Here is a 22,340-nt window from a genome sequence, read left to right on the forward strand (position 1 = left end):
ATGATAAGAATAATAAATCTTCGCGTAGCCGTTACCGTAAAGGCTACGATTGAGGAAATAGTAGAAAAGAAATACCCTCAACTAAAGGGGCATATACAGAAAATTCATGTGGTGAGACGTGCCGTTGATGCTCGTAAGAAACCTAATATTGTATTTGTGTACACCCTTTTTGTAGAGGCTCAACATGAAGAAAAAATCATCAAGAAACTAGGCAAGCAAAAGGATGTTACCTTATTTACACCTGAGGATCCAGAACCGATTGTAATTGGTGATAGACCTTTAGCACATAGGCCTGTTGTGATGGGCTTTGGTCCCGCAGGTATGATGGCGGCCTTTTACTTAGCCCGTGAAGGCTATCGCCCTATCGTGTTAGAACGGGGACAGGATGTAGATACTCGTGCGAAGGATGTGGAAACATTTTGGAAAACGGGATCCTTTAAACCTGAATCGAATGTTCAATTCGGTGAAGGTGGGGCCGGTACATTTTCTGATGGTAAATTGACTACGCGCGTCACACATCCGCGGTTGCATGAAATTTCAAAATACTTTGTAGAATTTGGGGCGCCGGAAGAAATTCTATACAAGCATAAACCTCATGTAGGAACAGATAAATTGCGTCATATGGTAAAAGCCATGCGTGAGCGCATTATCGAATGGGGCGGCGAAGTCCGCTTTGGAGCTAAGGTAACCGATGTATTCGTTAATCAGGACCATGTGGTCGGTATCGAGGTGAATGGTGCGGAACGTATTGATACGACTTTAGTTTTATCTGGTGTAGGTCATAGTGCACGAGATACGTATGAAATGTTATTTAAACGCGGTGTCGATATGGTGGCTAAACCATTTGCTATCGGTGTTCGCATTGAGCATCCTCAAGATGTCATCGATCAATCTCAGTACGGTGTGGATCCAAAAAGCCTAGGTTTAGGTGCTGCTGAGTATTCCTTGGTATATCATGATAAGGAATCGGGACGCACTGCCTATAGCTTCTGTATGTGTCCTGGTGGGCAAGTGGTCGCATCTGCATCCGAACCGGGCGGTGTTGTAACCAATGGTATGAGCTTGTATGCTCGTGATAGTGGCGTTGCAAATAGTGCTATCGTCGTAAACGTAGGCCCTGATGATTTTGGTACCCATCCTTTAGATGGCGTGGCATTTCAACGAGAATGGGAACGCAAGGCTTATAAATTGGGTGGTTCAAACTTTAATGCACCGGCTCAAACGGTAGGTTCTTTCTTAGGCCAGGCTGATGCGCCGTCTGTTGAAAGCAGTATACATAGTTATGAACCTCATATCGTAGATTGCGATTTGCACCAGTGTTTACCTGATTATGTATCGTCTGTTTTAGAACGGGCCTTACCGTATTGGGGACGCCGTATCAAAGGTTTTGATAACCCTGAAATCTGTATGACCGGCGTTGAAACGCGCACATCTTCTCCACTTCGTATGGGGCGTGATGAAAATCGCGTATCCACTACAGTCGGTGGCTTTTACCCGATGGGGGAAGGTGCAGGCTATGCGGGTGGCATTATGAGTGCCGCCTTGGATGGTGCAGAAACGGCGATTGTGTGCATGAGCATGTATGCAAAACCTAATGAATGATACTTTCACAAATAGATTTATACATTTACGTGCTATGGTGAAAGCTCAACCTGGATTTTATAAATTGTACAAACTCGTGTGATATAATACACACAACATAGATTGAAATACATTCGTTTGTAGACGGAGGAGAATATGGCTCGATTATTTGGTACTGATGGTGTACGTGGCGTTGTTAATGAATTTTTAACACCTGAATTGGCATACCATTTGGGACGTGCAGCGGCAACACATTTTGGTAAAGAAAAAGAACATCCTACATTTTTAATTGGTAGAGATACGCGTATCTCTGGTTCCATGTTGGAATGCGCGTTGGCATCTGGCATCTGTTCTGTAGGCGGTAATGTAGTTATGGCGGGAGTCATTCCTACACCTGCTGTAGCTTACCTTGTAAAGCAACAAGGCTTTGATGCGGGCGCTGTTATTTCTGCATCTCATAACCCATTCCCAGATAATGGTATTAAATTCTTTGATGGTAGTGGTTTTAAATTACCAGATGACGTAGAAGATCAATTAGAAGTATATGTACGTCAAAGTGCAGATAACGAATTACCTCGTCCTACAGGTGCTGGTATTGGTCGTGTAGAGTATAATGCAAATCTTGCACATCACTATGCTCACTTTGTTCGTCATACAATCGATACATCCCTTGAAGGTTTAACGATTGTCTATGATGGCGCGAATGGCGCTGCTTCTAGCGTAGGTCCTGAAATTTTGTCTGGTCTTGGTGCAAAGGTTATCAATATCAATGTCAATCCAGATGGTTTGAACATCAATCATCATTGCGGTTCTACCCATATCGAAGGCTTGCAAGTAGCTGTTCAACAACACCATGCTGATTTAGGCATTGCCAATGATGGTGATGCAGACCGTTGCTTGTTAGTGGACGAAAAAGGTCAAGTCCTCGATGGCGACCAAATCATGCTTTTATGCGCTCTTAAATTGAAAGAAGAAGGCAAGCTCAAAGGTGATACTGTAGTTGGTACCGTTATGAGTAATATCGGTTTCCACAAAGCAGCTGAAGAACTTGGGATGAAAACTGTTTCCACTGCTGTTGGCGACCGCTATGTATTGGAATATATGCGTGAACACGACCTTTCCATTGGCGGTGAACAATCTGGTCACGTCATTTTCCTCGATCATAACACAACTGGTGATGGTATGTTGACTGCTGTTCAAGTGGCGGCTCTTGTAAAAGAAAAAGGCCAACCACTTTCTGAATTGGCTGGCATCATGACAAAATACCCACAAGTTCTTATAAACGTACGCGTTGCTACAAAGACTGGTTGGGAAGAAAACGATATTATTAAGGCTGCTATCGTAACAGCTGAAGGTGAACTTGGTGACGAAGGTCGCGTACTGGTACGTGCATCTGGTACAGAACCACTCATCCGCGTAATGGCTGAAGGTCCTGACCAAGAAGCATTACAATCCTTGTGCCAAGAAATTGCTGATATTATCGGTAGAGAACAAGGACTTGCGGAATAAAAGTAGGGTGTGAGGCGGCAGAGAAACTTGCGAGGATGAAGTCCGCACATCCCTTTGTTCCGAGCATAAGATTTTGCGTAGCGAAATCCAAAGTGAGAAACCATTTTTACTAAGATTAATTCTATGAATCTGATAATAGTGAATCCATTCTACAAATTCATATAGATATAGAAAAATCTCCTATATATGCCTCTTTGAACCTCTTTTGTTGAGTTGCTATTGGCGTATATAGGGGATTTTTTTATTCAATTCAGAATTGATGAGAATAAATATGTACTTTAAATATGTGGAAGAATTGACGCGTTTTAATAGGTGGACATTGACTAAGAATTTGATATAATTTATAATTTGTTCATGAGTGAATCATGAATTATTCATGATTAAATTAAGAGAGAGCTGATTGTTAAAGTAAAAGGAGCTCTTATGGATCAAAATCTTGAATTTATGGCCCAAATGCCCGAGGAACAATTACAAGTATTCGTTGATACGTTGATTGAAAAGGGTGGAATTACAGAAACTTTATCTGTATCAGAAGATTATAAGCAGTATGGTAAAAATTATGCTAAATATTGGCATAGAATTGAAGAAGAATATCGAGCTTTTGGTAGTAATACAATCACTAGCATTTTTTCTGGCCCCAATACATATAGAGAAATTTTAGAAAAAGTATTAAAACAATGTAAAGTTAATTTTTATTCTTCTGATTCAATTGAGACTATGGAAGAATTATTATTGGAATCGATAATAAAAGATATGTGGGAAAAACTATCTCCATCTGAACGAATTGCATTGTTATCGGACTTGAAGGATGATGTTAATAATATCGATTTTAATTCTATTGGAGGTATAACCTCTTCTATGTTAATTCAAGTATTTAGAGCTGGTGGGTTTGCATCCTATAAAATTACATTAATTATTGTGAATGCAATTGCAAAAACAATTTTAGGTCGAGGGTTAAGTCTGGCTGTAAATGCGGGGATTACTAGAGGTTTATCTATTTTAGTGGGGCCGATAGGTATAATATTAACTGCATTATGGTCTATTTACGATATAGCAGGTCCAGCATATAGAGTTATTATTCCTTGTACTATTCTCATCGCAGCCTATAGAAAAATGGAACTTAGTAAACAATAATATTATTTAATAGATTTAATGTTGAGGATACCTCTTTTGTATAAATTGTATATTGCTTTTGTGGAAGTTTAGTTCAGATGAGGAGCAAAATATTATGGGTGAATATATTACTGATAAAAATAAAATGAAATTTCAGAGTCAAGATGCATTAAAATTTGTAGAAAATGTTATCAATGAAGCCTCAGCTGCAATTGATGATAAAAGCATGACAATTAATAATTCTCCATTGGGGGAAACAGCAGCTGGAGCATTGGGTGTTGGAGCTGGTGCAGGGGTAGGTTTTGCTGGATTATATTTTGGTGGATCTGTAGCTGGACTAAGTGCAGCTGGAATTACTAGTGGACTAGCTGCCGCGGGGACATTGGTTGGTGGCGGTATGGCTGCAGGAGTAGCAGTACTGGCTGCACCCGCTGTAATTCTTGGTGGTATTGGTGTAGGGGTAGCATCACATATTAAAAATAAAAAATTAAGAGATGCAAAGAGTATTGTTTATAAAAATGCTTTAGCAAAGCAAACAGCTATTATGAAAGCATTAAAAGAAGAAGCTGATGCCGATAAGGAACGACTTAAATATTTAAATGGATTAAATGAATTGTTAAAAGCTGCTATTAAAGATTTGGGTTATGATTTGGGAATTGATGTGGAATAGGGAGACGTTTATATTTGAGTCAATTTAGATATTCGGATGATGAGTATGCTATAAATCGTATTTTGAAACTAAATCAAGATATATCAAAAACTATATCTAAAAATCATGAACTTTTTGAACAAAGGAATAAAGCGGATTCAAATATAGAATCTACGAAAGAATTATTAATAAAGTTAGGAAAAAAGAAAGATATTAAGAAATTATCAATTGAAGTTGATAATAAGAAGGATAATAGAAGATTAAATCATAGGCCCATAATTCAGGATTGGGAAAGTCTTCTTGCTGAAGCAAATATTAGAGACCCTAAGCAGATTGTATTAGAAGATATTATGTCTGATATTGAGATAAATCAGTCTTTTAATGAATATAATAAGATTGAGGCACAATTTTCAGATAAAACTGGTATTTTTAATAAAACGGATTTATCATTTTTAGTTATTGCAACCGCTTTACAGGTATTAAAAACACTACTTTTTCCATATGTTTCAAAAAAATTTGGTTATGGTGATAGTTTCAATCCTGATGATAGATTAGCTCATAATGATAAATCTATTGAAGCAGAACATAGAGAAGCCAATAATAATTTTAGAGATAAATTTCAGAAACGGTATAAATCGGGCTATTGGATTAATATGTTATATCAGACACCTCCATACGATATAACTGCTGGTTCAAAAGATTTGGGAATAAATATGGGCGGGAAGGCGCATAGAATGTATACTTTGGGTCATGACCCTGTTTTAGGGTGGCTATTCGGTACAGCTAATATATTGACTGATTGTATTACATTTAATTCGTTTGCAAATCATCGAGTTTCAAGAGTGGACCCATTAACTTCTAAAAAGAAGATGAGAATTACAGCTGAGCAGGTTCCATTAACAATGATGTTTAAAGAGTGCTATGATATGTGCCTTGCAAATAAGTTAAATTTGCCAGCAGCTATTTTTGCTCAAGCACTACATTATAAGTCTGATATTTTTACGAAAATGGGATTACCAGTTCCATTATTGTCAAGTTTTAATGAGAATTTTGCTAGTAAATTATATGATGAACATTATGATGCATTATGCTTAGCTCGCGATATGAAGATTATTGGTGCTTCGTTTGTTATTTCTAAAGTGATAGATATAATTATTACACTTACACATGGCTTATTTTATACTGATGAAGTATCTAAAGACTTATATGAAGTACGGACACGAAAAATTCTTCTTATATCTAATTCGATTGCATCTTCTAGTACTGTTATTAATACATTAATAACAAAAGATTTTTGCAAACTTGATATTGGTAGTTTGCTAAATACTATAGGAAACCTTTTTACAGATATTAGATTTATCTTTAGAATCAAAGAAGAGTTTATAGAAAGTGAGATTTCTAATAGTTTACAGAAGGAGTTAGATGAGATAGATTATTTATTTGAATGTTTTTGATTAATAATATGTATTATAAAAAATTAAGAATGTTGTTATAATAAAAAATAGTAAGGTAGAAGTTAGTTTATCGAGTTCTACCTTACTATTTTTATGTTATATATTATTTATCAGCCACAACAAGTTTATATCCATTCAAGTGAATATTACTACCTGTGGTGTCTTCGTTAGTTAAGGATTTTACATAGCTATCGCCTGTAAGTGTCCAAGTGGAGTCTTTACTAAGTTTTAGTGTAACTTCTTTAGCTGTATTGTCAGTGTTTACAGCGCCAACTAGGCTAGATCCATTTGTCATGTCTAGTGCAATGGTGCTGATGGCATCTGCTACGATATTACCGTTTAAGGCTTGGCTGGATGCACGGAGTGTAAGGTGACCACCGTTTTCACCAGTTTTTCCCCAACGGCTGTCTGCCGCTGCTTTCACTAAGGTAGTGGTATTTGGTGTGGAAATGGAGTTACCAGTAAGGTCCACCTCTGCAGTAGTGTTGTTTACATAGATGAACGCGCCTGTAGCGTGAGATGTGAGCGTATTATTTTCGGCTTTGAGGCGTGCAATACCGCTTTCAGCATCGCCAGAGAAGCTTTGGTAGAGCATGAATCCATTATCTTTGTTCCCCGTTACATTAGAGTTTGTAAGGATAATGGAGTTTTTGCCTTCTACGACGCCGATTTCACTATTCTTAGCTTCACCCGTAATATAGTCAGCTGTGATGTTCCCAGTGGAGTAGATGACAGGACTACCTGCACCAGATGTCGTTAATTTAGCTGCTTCTGCATTGATGGTGCCTTCGCCACGGTCTGTAGCGAGTGTAGCAGAGTGAGCACCTTCAGTGGTGATAGTTAGATTTTTGCCGTTTACAGTCCCCTTATAGGTGGCATCTAAGCCACGAGAGGAATCACTTTTTGTGTGAATATTAGTATTCTCTACATTGATGACAGATCCTTCACCTGTAGCAAAGACTGCATTCGAACCATTGGAATTGGATGTAATATTGCTGCCCTTTATGTTGATTTGACTACCATCGATACCGAGGACAACCGCATTTTGACCGCGGAAATTACTGTTGTCATCGCTTGTCGTATTGCCGGTCTTATCGAATACACTGTTTTCGATGTTTACGACTGCTTTATTTTTGCCGATGAACGCATTTTGATCGGATGTTGTATTGGACATCAATTCATGGGCAATAGATTTATTTTCTGTTACAACAGTAGTACCTTTGAAAGTATTAGGATTCGCTTCGGCTTTTGGAGCAGGACCATTAGGTGCACTCATCGGTGGGTTCCCTGCTGGCGGAGCACTTGGTATATCTTCTGCAAAGGTTGGAAGGAATGCCAATGTAGAAAGGGCTGCACCTAATACTGCAGGTAGTACCCAACGGCGTAATTTTCTATATGAATGTTTGTGGTGAAGGGATGTTGCCTTTTTATGTGTTTTGTTATTTTGTGTGTTCATTTTGATCTCTCCTTTTAGACAATAAATATGTATCATGTAAATTTTGATAAATATGATTGTATAAAATTTTTATAATAAGTAGTATAATGATGGTGTATGAGTAATCTATGAAATCATTTGATTCTATGGAGCCCTGTGAAAATAAGCGCTATATCTCGTGTTTAATGCTTTCACAAGGCCTAGATTCTTTACATTCATTACATCGATTTAGTATAATATAATTTAGTATGATTACAATTGTACTAGTTCTGCCACATATTAGTGAAAGGAGTTCCAAATTCGTAAAGGCGAATAGCGCATGTACCCATGAAGGCAGCCATTAGGGTAGACGAGGGGAAGGGTTATCGAATCATCAGCGGATGCTCTTCCGGCATGTTCATGTCGTAACAAGTACTAAAAATCCTATCGGTAACGATGGGGACAAAGGGTATTTGATTGAACAATTTTAGAATAGTAATTAATATATTACATAGAATATTAATTTGTTAGCCTTAGTGAATGGCTGGGGCTATGAATGCCCCCAGTTATAGGAGGATATACTTATGTGCGGTATCGTAGGATACATTGGCTTTAATCAAGCATCTGATTTCTTGTTGGACGGTATGGCGAAATTAGAATACCGCGGTTATGACTCTGCAGGTATTGCTGTAATCGGCCCTGAAAATGTTATTAAAATTCAAAAGAAGGTTGGCCGCCTTGCTAATCTTGAAGCGATTGTAAAAGCTGACCCTAATGAAGGAACTGTTGGTATTGGTCATACTCGTTGGGCTACACATGGGCGTCCATCCGATATGAACGCCCACCCTCATGCATCTGAAGATGGCAAATTCGCTGTTGTTCACAACGGCATTATTGAAAACTACATGCCGTTGAAAGAAGAGCTTATCGCAAAAGGATACCATTTCAAATCTGAAACGGATACAGAAGTAGTAGCTCATCTATTAGAAGATATGTACGATGGTGATTTTGTGGGCACTGTACGTCGCATGCTCGATCGTGTTGACGGTGCATACGCTCTTGAAATTATCTGTGCTGATGAGCCAGACAAAATTATTTGTACTAAAAAAGAAAATCCATTGGTTATCGGTCTTGGCAAAGGGGAAAACTTCGTTGCTTCCGATATTCCAGCAATCATTAACTATACACGTGATACATACATCTTGAACGATGGTGAATTAGCTATCGTAACGTGTGATAATGTATCCGTGTTTGACCGTAAAGGTAATCCTATCGATAAAGAAGTATTCCATGTTAACTGGAATGCAGAAGCTGCAGAAAAGGGCGGTTATGAACACTTCATGTTGAAAGAAATTCATGACCAACCAAAAGCTGTGCGCGATACATTCGGCACACACATTTCTGAAGACGGCAAAGCAGCTGTTTTTGATGAGTTAAATTGGACTGCTGATGATGTAGCAGCTTTCAATAAAATCCTTATCGTTGCTTGTGGTACAGCATACCATGCAGGTCTTGTAACAAAACAATATATTGAAAACTTGGCGCGTATTCCAGTAAGTGTGGAAATCGCATCTGAGTATCGTTACAGCAATCCGTTGACTGATGAAAAAACATTATGTATCGTTATTAGCCAATCTGGTGAAACATCTGATACATTGGCAGCGTTGAAAGAGGCTAAACGCCTTGGTGCTAAATCTTTAGCGATTACAAACGTAGTAGGTTCCAGTATTTCCCGTGAAGCAGATAATACTGTGTACACATGGGCAGGTCCTGAAATCTCCGTGGCATCTACAAAAGCGTATACTACTCAATTAGTAGCAGGCTTGTTGTTCGCTGTATACCTTGGCCAATTAAATGGTAAAATGGATCCGGCTTTAGGCGAAGAAATCCTTTGCGGTATTAAAAACTTGCCTACATTGATTCATGAAATCTTTGAAGTAGACGAAGATATGAAAGCCTTTGCAAAACATTATGGCTTCAAATCTGATGCGTTCTTCTTGGGTCGTGCTATCGACTACGCAGTAGCGATGGAAGGTGCTTTGAAATTGAAAGAAATTTCTTACATCCATGCTGAAGCATACGCTGGTGGCGAGTTGAAACATGGTACATTGGCTCTTATCGAAGAAGGCGTACCTGTTATCGCATTGGCTACACAAGAAGATGTGTACGATAAGATGATCAGTAACATCCGCGAAGTAAAAGCTCGTGAAGCGGTTGTAATCGGTATCGGCATGAAAGGTGACGACGAATTGTCTAAACACGTTGACCATATAATCTATGTACCTCGTGCGAATAAATTCATCGCTCCAATCCTCGCTGTTGTACCATTGCAATTATTGGCGTACTACGCAGCGATTACACGCGGCGCAGATGTAGATAAACCACGTAACTTAGCTAAATCTGTAACCGTAGAATAATATATATAACCAACAGTGCTTCGGCACTGTTGGTTTATTTCAATATAGGGAGACTATTATGGCAGTTATATTTTCCGGCATCCAACCAAGTGGTGAATTGACACTTGGTAACTATTTGGGAGCTTTACGTAATTTCTTAGACTATCAAGATACTGATGAATGTTACTATTGTATCGTTAATCAACATGCGATTACAGTACCACAAGATCCAAAAGAATTATTTCAAAATACTCGTAATTTGGCAGCCTTGTATCTTGCTGTTGGCCTAGATCCTAAAAAGGTAACTTTATTTGTTCAATCCGAAGTACCTGAACATGTAAAACTCGGTTGGGTTATGCAATCTATCAGCTATGTAGGCGAATTAGAACGTATGACACAATATAAGGATAAATCTCAAAAGCAAGGTGACTCTATTCCTACAGCGTTGCTTACGTATCCACCATTGATGGCGGCAGATATTTTGTTATATGGTACTAACTATGTTCCAGTAGGTGAGGACCAAAAACAACATCTTGAGTTGACTCGTAATTTGGCAGAGCGTTTTAACCGTAGATTTGGCGAAACTTTCGTAGTACCTGATATCAAGGTAGGCGAAGGTGGTGCCCGCGTTATGAGCTTACAAGAGCCAACTAAGAAAATGAGTAAATCTGATGATAACCAAAATGCTACAATCCGTCTTTTGGATGCACCAGACTTGATCGTGAAAAAATTGAAACGCGCTCAAACTGATTCTGATAACGCGGTGCGTTACGATAAAGAAAACAAACCTGGCATTTCTAACTTGATGGGCATTTACCGTGCTATCACAAAAGACAGCTATGAAGCTATCGAAGAAATGTATGCTGGTAAAGGGTATGGTGCATTTAAATCGGATATTGCTGATTTGCTTGTAGCAACACTTGAACCAATTCAACAACGATACAATGAACTCATAACAAGCCCTGAACTAGATGTCATTTTAGATGAAGGTGCTGCAAAAGCACATGCAAAAGCATCTATGATGTATCGCAAGGTTGAACAAGCGATGGGGCTTTGCCGTAAATAAGTATTTACATACACTTTTGAGGTCAATTATGACAAAACAAGAGGTAAGCGAACGCTTTTCGGGTGGCCATGTAAAGCACATGGTCACCACACATAAGGCCGTACAGTGGCTAGGACGGATTCTAGGCATTGTAATTTGTGTTGCCCTCATTAAATGGGCCCCACATGATATAGGTAATCGCATGCTTTGTTATGCATTGGTCGTTTGCTTGTTATGGTGGGTACACGGGCTCGATGTAGTGCTCGTATATATTTGTGAAAAAGGCTTTGTTATCAAACAGAGACCGACAAATTTACGTGACTATTTTCGTAGTGCCATTAATTTAGATGATTACTATGTGTATGTTCCTTTTGAAAGCGTAGTTGGGTTTACGCCTGATTGGAAAGAACTACAAGCCGTTAATACTCATGGTGGCATTTATGTAGTACCTTTAGATCTGCAACTTGCACCATATAAGGATAAAATGCGCCTTCAAGCCGCCATAAAACATTATAGAGATACACATGAGATATAATTTTGTAAATTTATTGATTTAACTATTTACAACTTTAACACGCTAAAGTATAATAGGTTCATAAGTTAAAACATGACCTATAACATATTGTGTGGAGGATATTATGAACTGGAAAAAGATTATGGCTGTAGGTTTGGCTGCAGTTTCTATGATGGCTTTTGTAAGCGGTTGTGGTAGTGATACAAAGAAGGCTGATACTCAATTACCTAAGAAAATTGTTATTGGCCTAGATGATAGCTTCCCACCAATGGGCTTTAAAGATGATAAAGGTGAAATCGTAGGGTTAGATATTGACTTGGCTAAAGAGGCTGCTAAGCGCGCTGGTATGGACGTTGAGTTCAAAGCGATTGACTGGTCCAGCAAAGAAGCGGAGTTAAAATCTAAGAAAATCGACGTATTGTGGAATGGTTTAACTGTTTCTCCTGAACGTGAGAAAAATATCTTGTTCTCCGATACATATATGAAAGATAAACAATACATCGTTGTTCGTAACGATGATAATGCTATCAAGGGTAAATCTGATCTTGCTGGCAAGGTTGTAGGTGTGCAACAAGCTAGTACTGGTGAATCTGCATTACAAAACGATCCTAGTGGCAAAACCGTTAAAGAAATTAAATCCTATGCTGATTTCGTAAGTGCATTCATGGATCTTGGCATTGGTCGTGTCGATGCAGTTATCGCTGATGGTGTTATTGCTCGTTACCTCATGACAAAAGAACCTGGCAAATACAAAATTGTAGAAGGCACTGATTACGGCGTAGATAACTTTGCTGTAGGGTTCCGCAAAGATGATAACGCATTACGCGATAAAATCAATGGTATCTTAGCCGAAATGAAAAAAGATGGTACTGCTGATAAAATCGTTGAAAAATGGTTGGGCTCTAGCGCAGATCTAGATAAGAGCGATGCTAAATAGTACGATTCGTGATATACTAATAGTACTGTGGTCAGTATGTACAACTGATAATTAAAGAACGAAATGTACACTAGAGAAGAGGCCATATGCCTCTTCTCTATTCGTGTTTTGAAGGAGTATTTCATGTTAGATTATTTATTGCAGATTATCCCGACCATTGCGGATGGGCTTAAGGTCACCATTGCACTGTTTTGTGTCGTATGGGTACTATCTATACCTGGTGGTATCATATTAGCTTTACTGCGACTATCTAAGCTTCCTGTAGTCGATAAAATTGTTGAAGCCTTTGTATATCTAATGCGTGGTACGCCATTGATGTTACAAATTCTATTTATGTATTATGCGTTACCGATTATGACTGATGGTGCCATTCAAATGGATGATGCAACAGCGGCAGTGGTTACCTTCGTACTTAACTATGCTGCCTATCTTTGCGAAATCTTCCGAGGCGGTATCCAATCGATTCCACGCGGTCAATATGAAGGAGCAAAGGTGCTTGGTTTTACCTATGGTCAAACGATGCGTACTATAATTTTGCCACAAATGTTTAAACGCGTGTTGCCACCACTTGCCAACGAAACGATTAACTTATTAAAAGATACATCTCTTGTATATGTATTGGCAATGAATGATATCTTGCGTATTACAAAATCTATTGTACAACGTGATTTTGATATTTCTGCGTTCCTTGTGGCCGCTATATTCTATCTAATCTTTACATTTATTTTGACAAATATCTTTAATTATTTAGAAAAACGTTTCTCTGTATATGATGAGTAAGAGGTAATTATGACTTTTGTAAATATGGAACGCATAGAGAAACACTTTAATAATAATGTGGTATTGAAAGATGTTTCCTTGCAAATGAATAAGGGCGAAATTGTATCTATTATCGGTCCATCTGGCTCCGGTAAGTCTACATTTTTGCGCTGCTTAGGTCAGTTGGAAACGATTGACGGTGGTACTATTACCGTTGATGGTGTAACGTTGGCATCTACAGATGCTAGCGGCGTCGTTACCTACGCTGATAAACATACCATGCATGATTTATTACTTCGCATGGGTATGGTATTCCAATCCTTCAATTTGTTCCCCCATATGACTGTTCTTGAAAATATTATGGTGGCACCGCATATGGTAAAAGGTATGAAAGATACCGATATTATGCCAATCGCAGAACGCTTACTTAATAAAGTAGGTCTTTGGGATAAACGAGATATGTATCCCTCTAGATTGTCTGGCGGTCAACAACAGCGTGTGGCGATTGCTCGTGCATTAGCCATGAACCCAGAAATTATGCTCTTTGATGAACCGACGTCTGCCCTTGATCCAGAATTGACTGGAGAAGTATTAAAAACGATTAAACAACTAGCCGATGATCGGATGACTATGATTATTGTTACCCATGAAATGAACTTTGCTCGAGAAGTTTCAGATCGTATCATCTTTATGGCAGATGGTATCATTCAAGAAGAAGGGGAACCGGAACAATTGTTTACCAATCCGCAATCTCCTAGAACTAAAGCTTTTTTAGAAAATATGTTATAATCCTTACCACCTATGTAATCATAGGTGGTACCTTCACATATATGAAAGGAACTTTATGAAATTACCTATCGCATTAGTATTAGCTGGATTGTCCATCGTATCTAGCGTTGCTTACGGAGCCTCTCCTGAACATGCTACGCCAAAGTCTATCGTAGCCTCGCAAGCAGATGCTCTTTCCGTATTGCCAGAGCAATATAAATCGTATGCTACTAAGATGAATACGGTTGTAAAGGATACGAAACACGGTTATACTTTCACCATTCCTTGGCGTGTAAATGATGGTGTTATGATTGATATGGATGTACGGAGTGAAAGTGAACATATACAGGGGTATTCCTTTAATTTGTCTGGACCAAATCAAGACGACGCCTATACCGTGTCTTTTACAAAGAGAAATAATACACCGCAAGGCAATGTGTCACAAAAGGTGTGGAATACAACATGGTATGATGTTCCAATTAAGGGTATGACGGATGAAGAATACCTTCGTATTTGGCGTCAACATAGTAATGTATTTGATACTAACGATATAGTGGGCGGATTCTTCCCAAAAAAGGGTGCACAAGCAGCACGCTGGAGCCGCACGACACCGAAGTCTTATGCAGAGATGACATCTACGGAAAAGGTTCATTCTATTTTTGAAGCTGAATTTATTATGGAAAAAGATCCAACGCATCGCTATAATCTTGTAAGTACGTATCCACCTATTCAGGCTAAATTTATGGAACAAGGTCTTATGGAAACGACAGTTCCTTCATTTTCTTTGTTAGATACTAAGAAGACTGGCTCTACATTAAATAATGTTAAGAAGCTATTGTCAGGTTCCAGTGATATCAATGTAGCAGAAGGTTTGAAATTCGTTAGTCCTAAAGGATTTTCACGCATTAATGACCCTAAAAAGATTACTTTCACAAAGGATAAGATTCGTCTCGACATAGAAAGTTTTTCTGTTCCTGTACAAGCGGTGAGCAGTGCTATGCCTACGATGATGGGCAAGCAGATGCTAGGTGACCAATATGTAAAATCTTTGGTGGATGTAAATAAGGCCACCATTGAACGATATGAAACACATATTATTGATGGTTCCGTTATGTTTTATGTAGCTGGGACAATGAAGAATCCTGAAGTCGCAGATACGAATACGGCGGAAACTGTTACATTCGGAGCTACGATTATTCTTGGAAATAATGGCAATGTCGGTGTAGCTCGCATGATAGCACCAATTGGTACTGTATTGACTACACCTGAACTAATCGATATTTTAGATGGATTTAAGTTAACGAATTCTTTAAATATCAACAATTCGTCTCAAGTTCTTTAATCTGCAAAAAAATGTGCTATAATGTATATAAATCCTAATCAAAAAAAGAGGATTTTTCCTAATATGTCTAGAATATTATAAATAGACTAAATGATTTTTAATCATATCCCTTCATGGGGATTAGAAATAGGAGGGGTTAATATGGTTACCTACAAAACTATTGTCGTACCTACTGATGGTTCTGAAAATGCTAAACGTGCACTAGAACATGCACTTGCAGTAGCAGATCGTAACAAAGCAGAATTGATTGTTGTTCATGTAGCAAATATTGTATCTGCTATTTCCAATTTTGATCAAACACCAATTTCTGGTGGCTATGTGTCTGAACAAATTGCAGAAGACATGGAAGAAACAGGTAAAGAAATTTTGAACGATGTAGTGAAAGAAATTCCTACAGGTGTTAAAGTTAAATCTGTATTTGAAGTTGGTTCCCCAGGCCCAGCATTGTTAGCTGTTGCTAAAAAATACAATGCTGATCTTATCGTAATGGGTAGCCGTGGTCTTGGACCTTTGAAAGGTTTATTCATGGGTAGTGTAAGTAGCTATGTAACTAGTCATTCCTCTTGCCCAGTATTGGTCGTTAAATAATATCATACAATTTAAAGGCTTTGTCATTGTGTACAAAGCCTTTTTTTGTGTCTTGAATTTATAATCTAAGTGCAACTAAAAAAGATTCATGGCTTTCTGATAAAATAGTGTTTGCAAAGACATCTAAAAATCAGGAGGAGCCATGAATCATTATACTCATTTTACACTAAAAGAGCGCGAAATTCTAAAACATTTTATTGATATAGGAAAAAATCAAACAGAAATTTCAATTTTACTTGGGAAAAATAAATCGTCTATATCAAGAGAAATCAAAAGAAATAGTCAAAATGGCGAGTACATACCTTGTGAAGCCCATGACAGATATAAAAACAGACGCTTTAATTGTAAACCAAGAAAAAAGCTAGATAATCCAAGTCTATATGAATGTGTAAAGAATTTATTTTTGAGACATCAATGGTCTCCGGAACAGATCTCCTCTCGATTGAAATTTGAAAATTCAAGCTTCACTATTAGTTACAATACAATTTACAGGGAAATATATAATGGTCGTTTTGATGAAAAAGAATTATCACATGGAAATAGAGGAGTTGTTCGCAAACTACGACATCGTGGTAAAAGTCGTCATACAAAAAATTATGAAGAAAGACGTGGAAAAATTCAAATTAGTAATTTAATTACAGATAGACCAGCTCCTGCAAATAATCGAGAACGATTAGGTGATTGGGAGGCTGATACACTTATGGGGCAGACTGGTAAGGCTTGCTTAGTAACATTAACTGATCGAAAAAGTAGGTATCTGCTATGTAAAAAAATTGCAAAAAAGAATGCATTTTTAGTCAAACAAGCGATGATTAAGCTTTTAAAAAATCAACCTCTAGAAACAATAACTCCAGATAGAGGGAAAGAGTTTTCTAAACATGCAGAAATTAGTCAGGAGTTGAATTTAGTAGAATTTTATTTTCCATTTCCACATCATCCTTGGCAAAGAGGAACAAACGAAAACACCAATGGATTGCTTAGAGAATATTTCCCGAAAACTGTGGATATTAATCAATCAGATAGCTATGTTGAAGCAAAAATGAAAGAAATAAATCTTAGACCGCGCAAATGCTTAAATTGGAAAACTCCATACGAGGTTTATCATTCAGTAGAGTTGCATTTGACTTGACAATTCAAGATATAATAGATAGCATAGAGATAGTATTTAAATTTAGATAGATTATTAGTGTTAGTTTAAAAGAAAGGATCCCTATGATCGACGGGAACGAATCATTGTTAAAGTTAGCAGAATTGTTTAAGATTCTTGGCGATCCAACGCGCCTAAAGATTGTTGAGATACTGCTAGAAAATGAGATGTGTGTTAATCATATTGCAGAGACAATGGGCATGGGACAATCTGCTATTTCACATCAGTTGCGAGTATTGCGACAAGCTCGTCTTGTAACATATCGCAAGGAAGGGAAAACTGCATATTATTCTTTAAATGATGATCATGTAGAAGGCCTTGTACGAATGGGTATGGATCACGTATCACATCAATAGAGTACTGTACCTGGTCTATCATATTGCATTATATGAATTAGATACAAGAAAGGGAGCCTCTCGGGGCTCCCTTTTGATGTATATATTTTTAGTATAATGGAAATATATAATAAGCGAATGTGATAAAGAGTGGCATGGTCACTGCCGATAATATGGTGGTACCCATTACGATTTGCGTAGCGTATTCTGGGTTGTTTTTCATTTCGATAGCGATGAGGGCCATGTTGATAGCCGTTGGTACGCTATAGGTAATGACGATTGTTTGTGCCGCAATTGGATGCATAGGACCATAGAAGATAATAAATAGTATGGTCATAACAGCGGCTAATAGGGGACTTATGATAAGTCGTAATGCACTGGCTAACATGACGTCAGCTTTAAAGAAATTCAATGGGGTCCGGTTAATTTGTACCCCTAAGGCTATCATGGCTACACCAACGAAGGCGTTAGCAAAGATGTTGAGGGGAGCAAAGAAGAAGAGCCCGTGAAGATCAAATGGCAATAATTGGCATAGTAAGGCTAGTGGAATGGCGTATACCATCGGCATGTGGAATACGACATTTAGTGCATCTTTCGTACTTAATCGACCTGCACCTGCTTGATAGAATCCATAAGTATTGCTCGTAATGGTTTGAATAATCATGATAGATACTACACTCACGAGTCCTAAGTTAGCATAGGGCGTAGCCCCATCGATGACATATGGTACATTAGCAAATACAAAGATGGCAAGGGCAACCCCCATATTACCTACATTATTGAACATGACACAGTTTTTTAATGTTGCGATTTTAGCTACATCGTAGCCCCCTATGCGCCCAATAATTTCAGAAATAATAGAGTTTAGTATGAGTACACACAGTGCACAGAAAACAATTTCCAATGTACTTGAAGTGAATTTAGCCTCATACATCGCCCTAAATACGAAGGTAGGCAATAATATATAGAAATTAAGTTTGCTCAGTGTATATAAGTCAAGTTTAAATTTTTTATCTAATACAAATCCAACGCCTATAAGCATAAATATAGGAATCATGGAATTCATAAAGATATGGCCTATTAATGTTAATAAATTCATGGTCTCACCTAGAGTTCTATAATATGTATAATTGTGATTACAATCATGGCATACTTCGGTTATAATCAATATACTATGTTATATATATCATACATTTCATATATAGCTTATACCTGATTTCTTTATAATAGTATCATACCATAGGATGTAGTGTTTAGGTTTATATTTTTAAGCATTTATATGTATTAATTCCGTACGGAGTAGGAGGTTGTATGAGAAAAATTCTATTAGTTTTAATGAGTATTTGTATGCTCGCCTTTGTAGTAGGCTGTGGTAATGATGCAAGTAAAACTACGGATAGCGCAAAGCCAAGTACGTCTGAAAAGATTACAATTCAAGCGGCTGCTAGCCTTAAGGGGGCTCTTACTGAATTAGCAGATGCGTATAAGAAAGAGCATAACTTAGCAGATGATCAAATCACAATTAACTTTGCTGGCTCTGGCACATTGCGTCAACAGATTGAACAAGGTGCACCTGCAAGCTTATTCATTTCTGCAGACGAAAAAAATATGAAGATGTTACAAGATAAAGATTTAGTAACAAATGTAAAACCATTTGTAACAAATGAACTCGTTCTTGTAGTTCCTAAAGGACAACCTAAAATTGAGTTACATCAAATCGCATCTGTAAAACGTATTGTTTTAGGTAATCCAGATACCGTACCCGCTGGTAACTATGGTAAGCAAGTACTAACAAAATTAGGTGTATGGGACCAAGTAGAACCTAATGTGGTATATGCTAAAGACGTTAAAGCTGTAACGGCTTCCATTAGCCAAGCGGCTGGTGATGCGGGCTTTATCTATAAGACGGATGCTATTGCAGCCGGTGATGCAGTTGAAATAGCTGCAGTAACACCTGCAGATTCTCATGATCCTGTTATATACCCTATCGGTATTATTAAGAAATATGATAATGCTTTGGCTCAAGATTTCTATACATACGTAATGAGCCCAGAGGGCCAAAAAGTATTGGAAAAATATGGATTCTCTACGTCTAAATAAGAATTTAACGCTAGCTTTTAGGGCTAGCGTTTTCTTATGATACAATAGAGTTATAATTTATTATCCGGCAGAGATTCGTCAAAGAAAGGAGGCACAATATGAGTCCATTTTGGTTGTCATTGTGGGTGGCGAGTTTAGCTCTAGTTATTGTTATATTGACGGGCTTAGCTGCTTGTTACTGGATGAATCGATGTAAGTGGAGTGGTATCGCTATTCTAGATGCCCTAATAACATTGCCGCTCGTATTGCCTCCAGTAGTAGTTGGCTTTGCTTTGCTTATGGTATTTACACCGGGCTATGCATTCGGCGCTTGGTTAGAATCACATGGTTTAGGCGTCGTATTTACTGCAGCAGGTGCCGTTGTGGCCTCTTCTGTTATTGCCTTTCCTTTGTTTTATCAAACGGTACGGTCCGCATTGCAGTCTGTAGACCATAATATGGAGGACGTAGCACGTACATTAGGCGCTTCAGAGCTGCGCATATTTTTTACAATCTCTGTACCATTGGCATGGAAGGGGATTTTAACGGGCAGCATATTGGCATTTTGTCGTGCTATGGGTGAGTTCGGTGCTACCATATTAATCGCAGGTAATATTCCTAAAATTACGCGTACCATGCCACTTGCTATCTATTCCTATGTAGAGGCAGGACAGTACATGGATGCCTTTGAACTCGTTATTTACATTTGTGTGCTTACATTAGCGCTATTGAGCGGGATTCACATCCTTACAAAAGGATCCTTGTTCCGTAATTTAGGGCGTAATTAGGAGGGACTATGATTACATTTTCTTTTACCATAGCAAGACCTTCTATGATTGTGAAAGCCGATGGTACTTTAGCTTCAGGAATTACGGTGTTAACCGGTTCATCTGGAAGTGGTAAAAGTACGTTTATTAAATGTATTGCAGGGTTAGTGAAACCTACAACTGGTATCATTCGATGCGATGAACGAACATGGGTTGACCGAGATCAAAATATATGGGTGCCAGCTCAAGGGCGTCAGGTAGGATATATGCCACAAGGCAATATCGTATTTCCTCATTTATCCGTGGAACACAATATTACATATAGTAAACGAGGCACACCTGATATGTGTGATTCTCTATTAAAACGTTTAGGATTAGAAAAATACCGTAACACTAAGGCTGGACGCTTATCTGGTGGTGAGCAACAACGTGTGGCCTTAGGTCGTGCACTCTATTCAAAACCAACTATATTGCTTCTTGATGAACCTTTATCTGCATTAGATTGGAACCTTCGGAAACAAGTGCGTGAGGATCTTGTTTCCATCATTCGTGAATGGGACGTACCTTGTGTATGGGTGACCCATGATGAAAGCGAAGCTGATGCAGTTGGTGATAGACACTGGAACTGTGAAGACGGACAAATTATTATACCTGAATAGTAAAACACCTTCATAAGCATGATTGCTTATGAAGGTGTTTTTGTTTTAGTGTTGTTTTATTTCGACAGATGAGTTTTCTGTATGACTTATGAAGCCAACGATAGCTGTTACGAAGAATGCCGTTGTAAAGGCTGGCAGTGTAGCACCTATTGTGCTTTCACTATGTAACATATAGTGGTATAAACCAACGGATACGGCCCAAATAAGACCTCGTACGAGATAAGCGGATAATGTTTGTACTTGTTGGCGATTGATAAAGTAGTCCGCCAAAAGAATGGCAATCATCGGTGCAAATACAGAGCCGATGAGGTATAGGAAGTCTGTAATATCATCCATTGGATATAGAATAGCTGCAATAGTACCCACGACAGTAACGATGACGGCTACACCTTTACTAGATGCACTGTTATAGATAGTTGTACTAGATACGCCTGCAGAATAAGCGTCCATAAAGGTTGTAGTTACGGTAGAGAAAATAATAACGATGAGGCCCGCAAGGCCAAGTCCTGCATTCATCATGATTGTAATGATGGAGTCGCCGCCGCCAAATATAGCCGCACTAAGACCTAAGGTGTACATAACGATACTTGTTACAGTGTAGACTGTAGCACTTGTAAGTGATGCGGAGAAAGGTTTTTTACTTTCACGGGTATAATCACTGATGAGCGGTAGCCAAGATAATGGCATGGCGATAGATAATTCAAGGGCAGCGATAAAACTCATGTTTCCGCTCGTTAGAATGATACCTTCACTAGGCCACTGCGATATCATGTGAGCGCCCATGTAAAGGGTGAGACCTAATAATAGCACTGATACGATAGCTTGAATATAGCCCGTATTGTGGAGGCCGATGAAAAGCCACAAAATGACAAGCGCGCCAATGGCTATCGTCCAAATTATAGGAGATAGAGGTGCTAGTTCTTGTAAGGCTAGCATAGCATCGTAGATCATGATGCTAGTCCAGCCGATAAGTTGAAGCATATTTAAAAAGGCAAAGCCTTTAGCCCCTAGTGGGCCAAAGCTGAAGGCGGTAGTATTCATACTGCCTTGCCGCAAACGTCCACCGATGAGGCCAGCCCCAAAGAGCAGTATGCCGCCGATGATATGTCCTAAGATGATGGCATATAGACCTTGGGTGAGTCCTAAGGGGGCCAGATAGGTTCCTGTCATAATTTCCGCTATAGATAGAGCGGCACCAAACCATATCATGGCGAACTGTGGTTGTGTAATGTGTGTGTCTTTCATACGTCCTCCTTGCCAAGGAGTCATAGAAAAAGCCGAGTT

General features: G+C 38.5%; 21 protein-coding genes. 18 read left to right on the forward strand and 3 right to left on the reverse strand.

Going from position 1 to position 22,340, the window contains the following annotated elements; all coding sequences use genetic code 11:
* The 5 genes from HMPREF1151_RS09105 (at position 1) to HMPREF1151_RS09125 (ending at position 6,306) form a co-directional block, all read left to right on the forward strand.
* Complete coding sequence (locus HMPREF1151_RS09105; RefSeq protein ID WP_009661707.1) at positions 1-1,602, forward strand: NAD(P)/FAD-dependent oxidoreductase; 1,602 nt, start codon at positions 1-3, stop codon at positions 1,600-1,602.
* A 135-nt stretch (positions 1,603-1,737) separates the two neighbouring features.
* Entirely contained in the window at positions 1,738-3,090 is a 1,353-nt protein-coding gene (gene glmM, locus HMPREF1151_RS09110; RefSeq protein WP_009661814.1) for a phosphoglucosamine mutase, read from the forward strand.
* 423 nt (positions 3,091-3,513) lie between these two features.
* Complete coding sequence (locus HMPREF1151_RS09115) at positions 3,514-4,224, forward strand: YaaW family protein (protein ID WP_009661727.1); 711 nt, start codon at positions 3,514-3,516, stop codon at positions 4,222-4,224.
* A 94-nt stretch (positions 4,225-4,318) separates the two neighbouring features.
* A complete protein-coding gene (locus HMPREF1151_RS09120; protein WP_009661775.1) occupies positions 4,319-4,873 on the forward strand; it encodes a hypothetical protein in 555 nt (184 codons plus the stop codon).
* A gap of 14 nt (positions 4,874-4,887) precedes the next feature.
* The gene (locus tag HMPREF1151_RS09125; RefSeq protein WP_009661831.1) at positions 4,888-6,306 is read left to right on the forward strand and encodes a hypothetical protein; all 1,419 of its coding nucleotides are present in this window, start codon (positions 4,888-4,890) and stop codon (positions 6,304-6,306) included.
* A 103-nt stretch (positions 6,307-6,409) separates the two neighbouring features.
* Here the strand turns inward: HMPREF1151_RS09125 and HMPREF1151_RS09130 are convergent, their stop codons facing one another.
* Positions 6,410-7,762 (reverse strand): hypothetical protein, encoded by a 1,353-nt coding sequence (locus HMPREF1151_RS09130; protein WP_009661738.1) that lies wholly within the window; start codon positions 7,760-7,762, stop codon positions 6,410-6,412.
* A gap of 542 nt (positions 7,763-8,304) precedes the next feature.
* On the opposite strand from HMPREF1151_RS09130, the gene glmS reads away from it, so the two are divergent.
* From glmS to HMPREF1151_RS09180, 10 genes are all read left to right on the forward strand, one after another.
* Complete coding sequence (gene glmS, locus HMPREF1151_RS09135; RefSeq protein WP_009661807.1) at positions 8,305-10,137, forward strand: glutamine--fructose-6-phosphate transaminase (isomerizing); 1,833 nt, start codon at positions 8,305-8,307, stop codon at positions 10,135-10,137.
* Between the two features lie 58 nt (positions 10,138-10,195).
* Positions 10,196-11,182 (forward strand): tryptophan--tRNA ligase, encoded by a 987-nt coding sequence (gene trpS / locus HMPREF1151_RS09140; protein WP_009661729.1) that lies wholly within the window; start codon positions 10,196-10,198, stop codon positions 11,180-11,182.
* A gap of 28 nt (positions 11,183-11,210) precedes the next feature.
* On the forward strand, positions 11,211-11,696 hold the full coding sequence (locus tag HMPREF1151_RS09145; RefSeq protein WP_009661774.1) for a hypothetical protein: 486 nt from the start codon (positions 11,211-11,213) through the stop codon (positions 11,694-11,696).
* 103 nt (positions 11,697-11,799) lie between these two features.
* Positions 11,800-12,612: an amino acid ABC transporter substrate-binding protein gene (locus HMPREF1151_RS09150; RefSeq protein WP_009661770.1), complete on the forward strand. Its 813-nt coding sequence runs from the start codon at positions 11,800-11,802 to the stop codon at positions 12,610-12,612.
* A gap of 123 nt (positions 12,613-12,735) precedes the next feature.
* The gene (locus HMPREF1151_RS09155; protein WP_005375469.1) at positions 12,736-13,392 is read left to right on the forward strand and encodes an amino acid ABC transporter permease; all 657 of its coding nucleotides are present in this window, start codon (positions 12,736-12,738) and stop codon (positions 13,390-13,392) included.
* A 9-nt stretch (positions 13,393-13,401) separates the two neighbouring features.
* On the forward strand, positions 13,402-14,160 hold the full coding sequence (locus HMPREF1151_RS09160; protein ID WP_009661810.1) for an amino acid ABC transporter ATP-binding protein: 759 nt from the start codon (positions 13,402-13,404) through the stop codon (positions 14,158-14,160).
* A 55-nt stretch (positions 14,161-14,215) separates the two neighbouring features.
* Positions 14,216-15,481, forward strand: a complete 1,266-nt coding sequence (locus HMPREF1151_RS09165; protein ID WP_009661733.1) for a hypothetical protein — start codon at positions 14,216-14,218, stop codon at positions 15,479-15,481.
* A gap of 141 nt (positions 15,482-15,622) precedes the next feature.
* Complete coding sequence (locus tag HMPREF1151_RS09170; protein WP_005379465.1) at positions 15,623-16,069, forward strand: universal stress protein; 447 nt, start codon at positions 15,623-15,625, stop codon at positions 16,067-16,069.
* Between the two features lie 142 nt (positions 16,070-16,211).
* Positions 16,212-17,198, forward strand: coding sequence for an IS30 family transposase (locus HMPREF1151_RS09175; RefSeq protein ID WP_009661874.1), 987 nt, complete (start codon positions 16,212-16,214; stop codon positions 17,196-17,198).
* 83 nt (positions 17,199-17,281) lie between these two features.
* Complete coding sequence (locus HMPREF1151_RS09180) at positions 17,282-17,572, forward strand: metalloregulator ArsR/SmtB family transcription factor (protein WP_005379548.1); 291 nt, start codon at positions 17,282-17,284, stop codon at positions 17,570-17,572.
* Positions 17,573-17,660: 88 nt separating this feature from the next.
* Here HMPREF1151_RS09180 and HMPREF1151_RS09185 read toward each other — a convergent pair whose 3' ends face one another.
* Positions 17,661-18,650, reverse strand: coding sequence for an AEC family transporter (locus tag HMPREF1151_RS09185; RefSeq protein ID WP_009661737.1), 990 nt, complete (start codon positions 18,648-18,650; stop codon positions 17,661-17,663).
* A gap of 212 nt (positions 18,651-18,862) precedes the next feature.
* Here HMPREF1151_RS09185 and modA point away from each other — a divergent pair, with 212 nt between their 5' ends.
* From modA to HMPREF1151_RS09200, 3 genes are all read left to right on the forward strand, one after another.
* On the forward strand, positions 18,863-19,651 hold the full coding sequence (gene modA, locus HMPREF1151_RS09190; protein ID WP_009661726.1) for a molybdate ABC transporter substrate-binding protein: 789 nt from the start codon (positions 18,863-18,865) through the stop codon (positions 19,649-19,651).
* A 98-nt stretch (positions 19,652-19,749) separates the two neighbouring features.
* Positions 19,750-20,418 carry a molybdate ABC transporter permease subunit gene (modB, locus tag HMPREF1151_RS09195; RefSeq protein WP_005379554.1) on the forward strand — a complete coding sequence of 223 codons (669 nt, stop codon included), beginning with the start codon at positions 19,750-19,752 and terminating at the stop codon, positions 20,416-20,418.
* 8 nt (positions 20,419-20,426) lie between these two features.
* Entirely contained in the window at positions 20,427-21,056 is a 630-nt protein-coding gene (locus tag HMPREF1151_RS09200; RefSeq protein WP_009661755.1) for an ATP-binding cassette domain-containing protein, read from the forward strand.
* 45 nt (positions 21,057-21,101) lie between these two features.
* Here HMPREF1151_RS09200 and cytX read toward each other — a convergent pair whose 3' ends face one another.
* Positions 21,102-22,301, reverse strand: a complete 1,200-nt coding sequence (cytX, locus tag HMPREF1151_RS09205) for a putative hydroxymethylpyrimidine transporter CytX (RefSeq protein ID WP_009661802.1) — start codon at positions 22,299-22,301, stop codon at positions 21,102-21,104.
* Positions 22,302-22,340: the final 39 nt, after the last annotated feature.

Origin of the sequence: Veillonella sp. ACP1 (genome assembly GCF_000286635.1) — a bacterium.
Lineage (GTDB): Bacteria > Bacillota > Negativicutes > Veillonellales > Veillonellaceae > Veillonella > Veillonella atypica.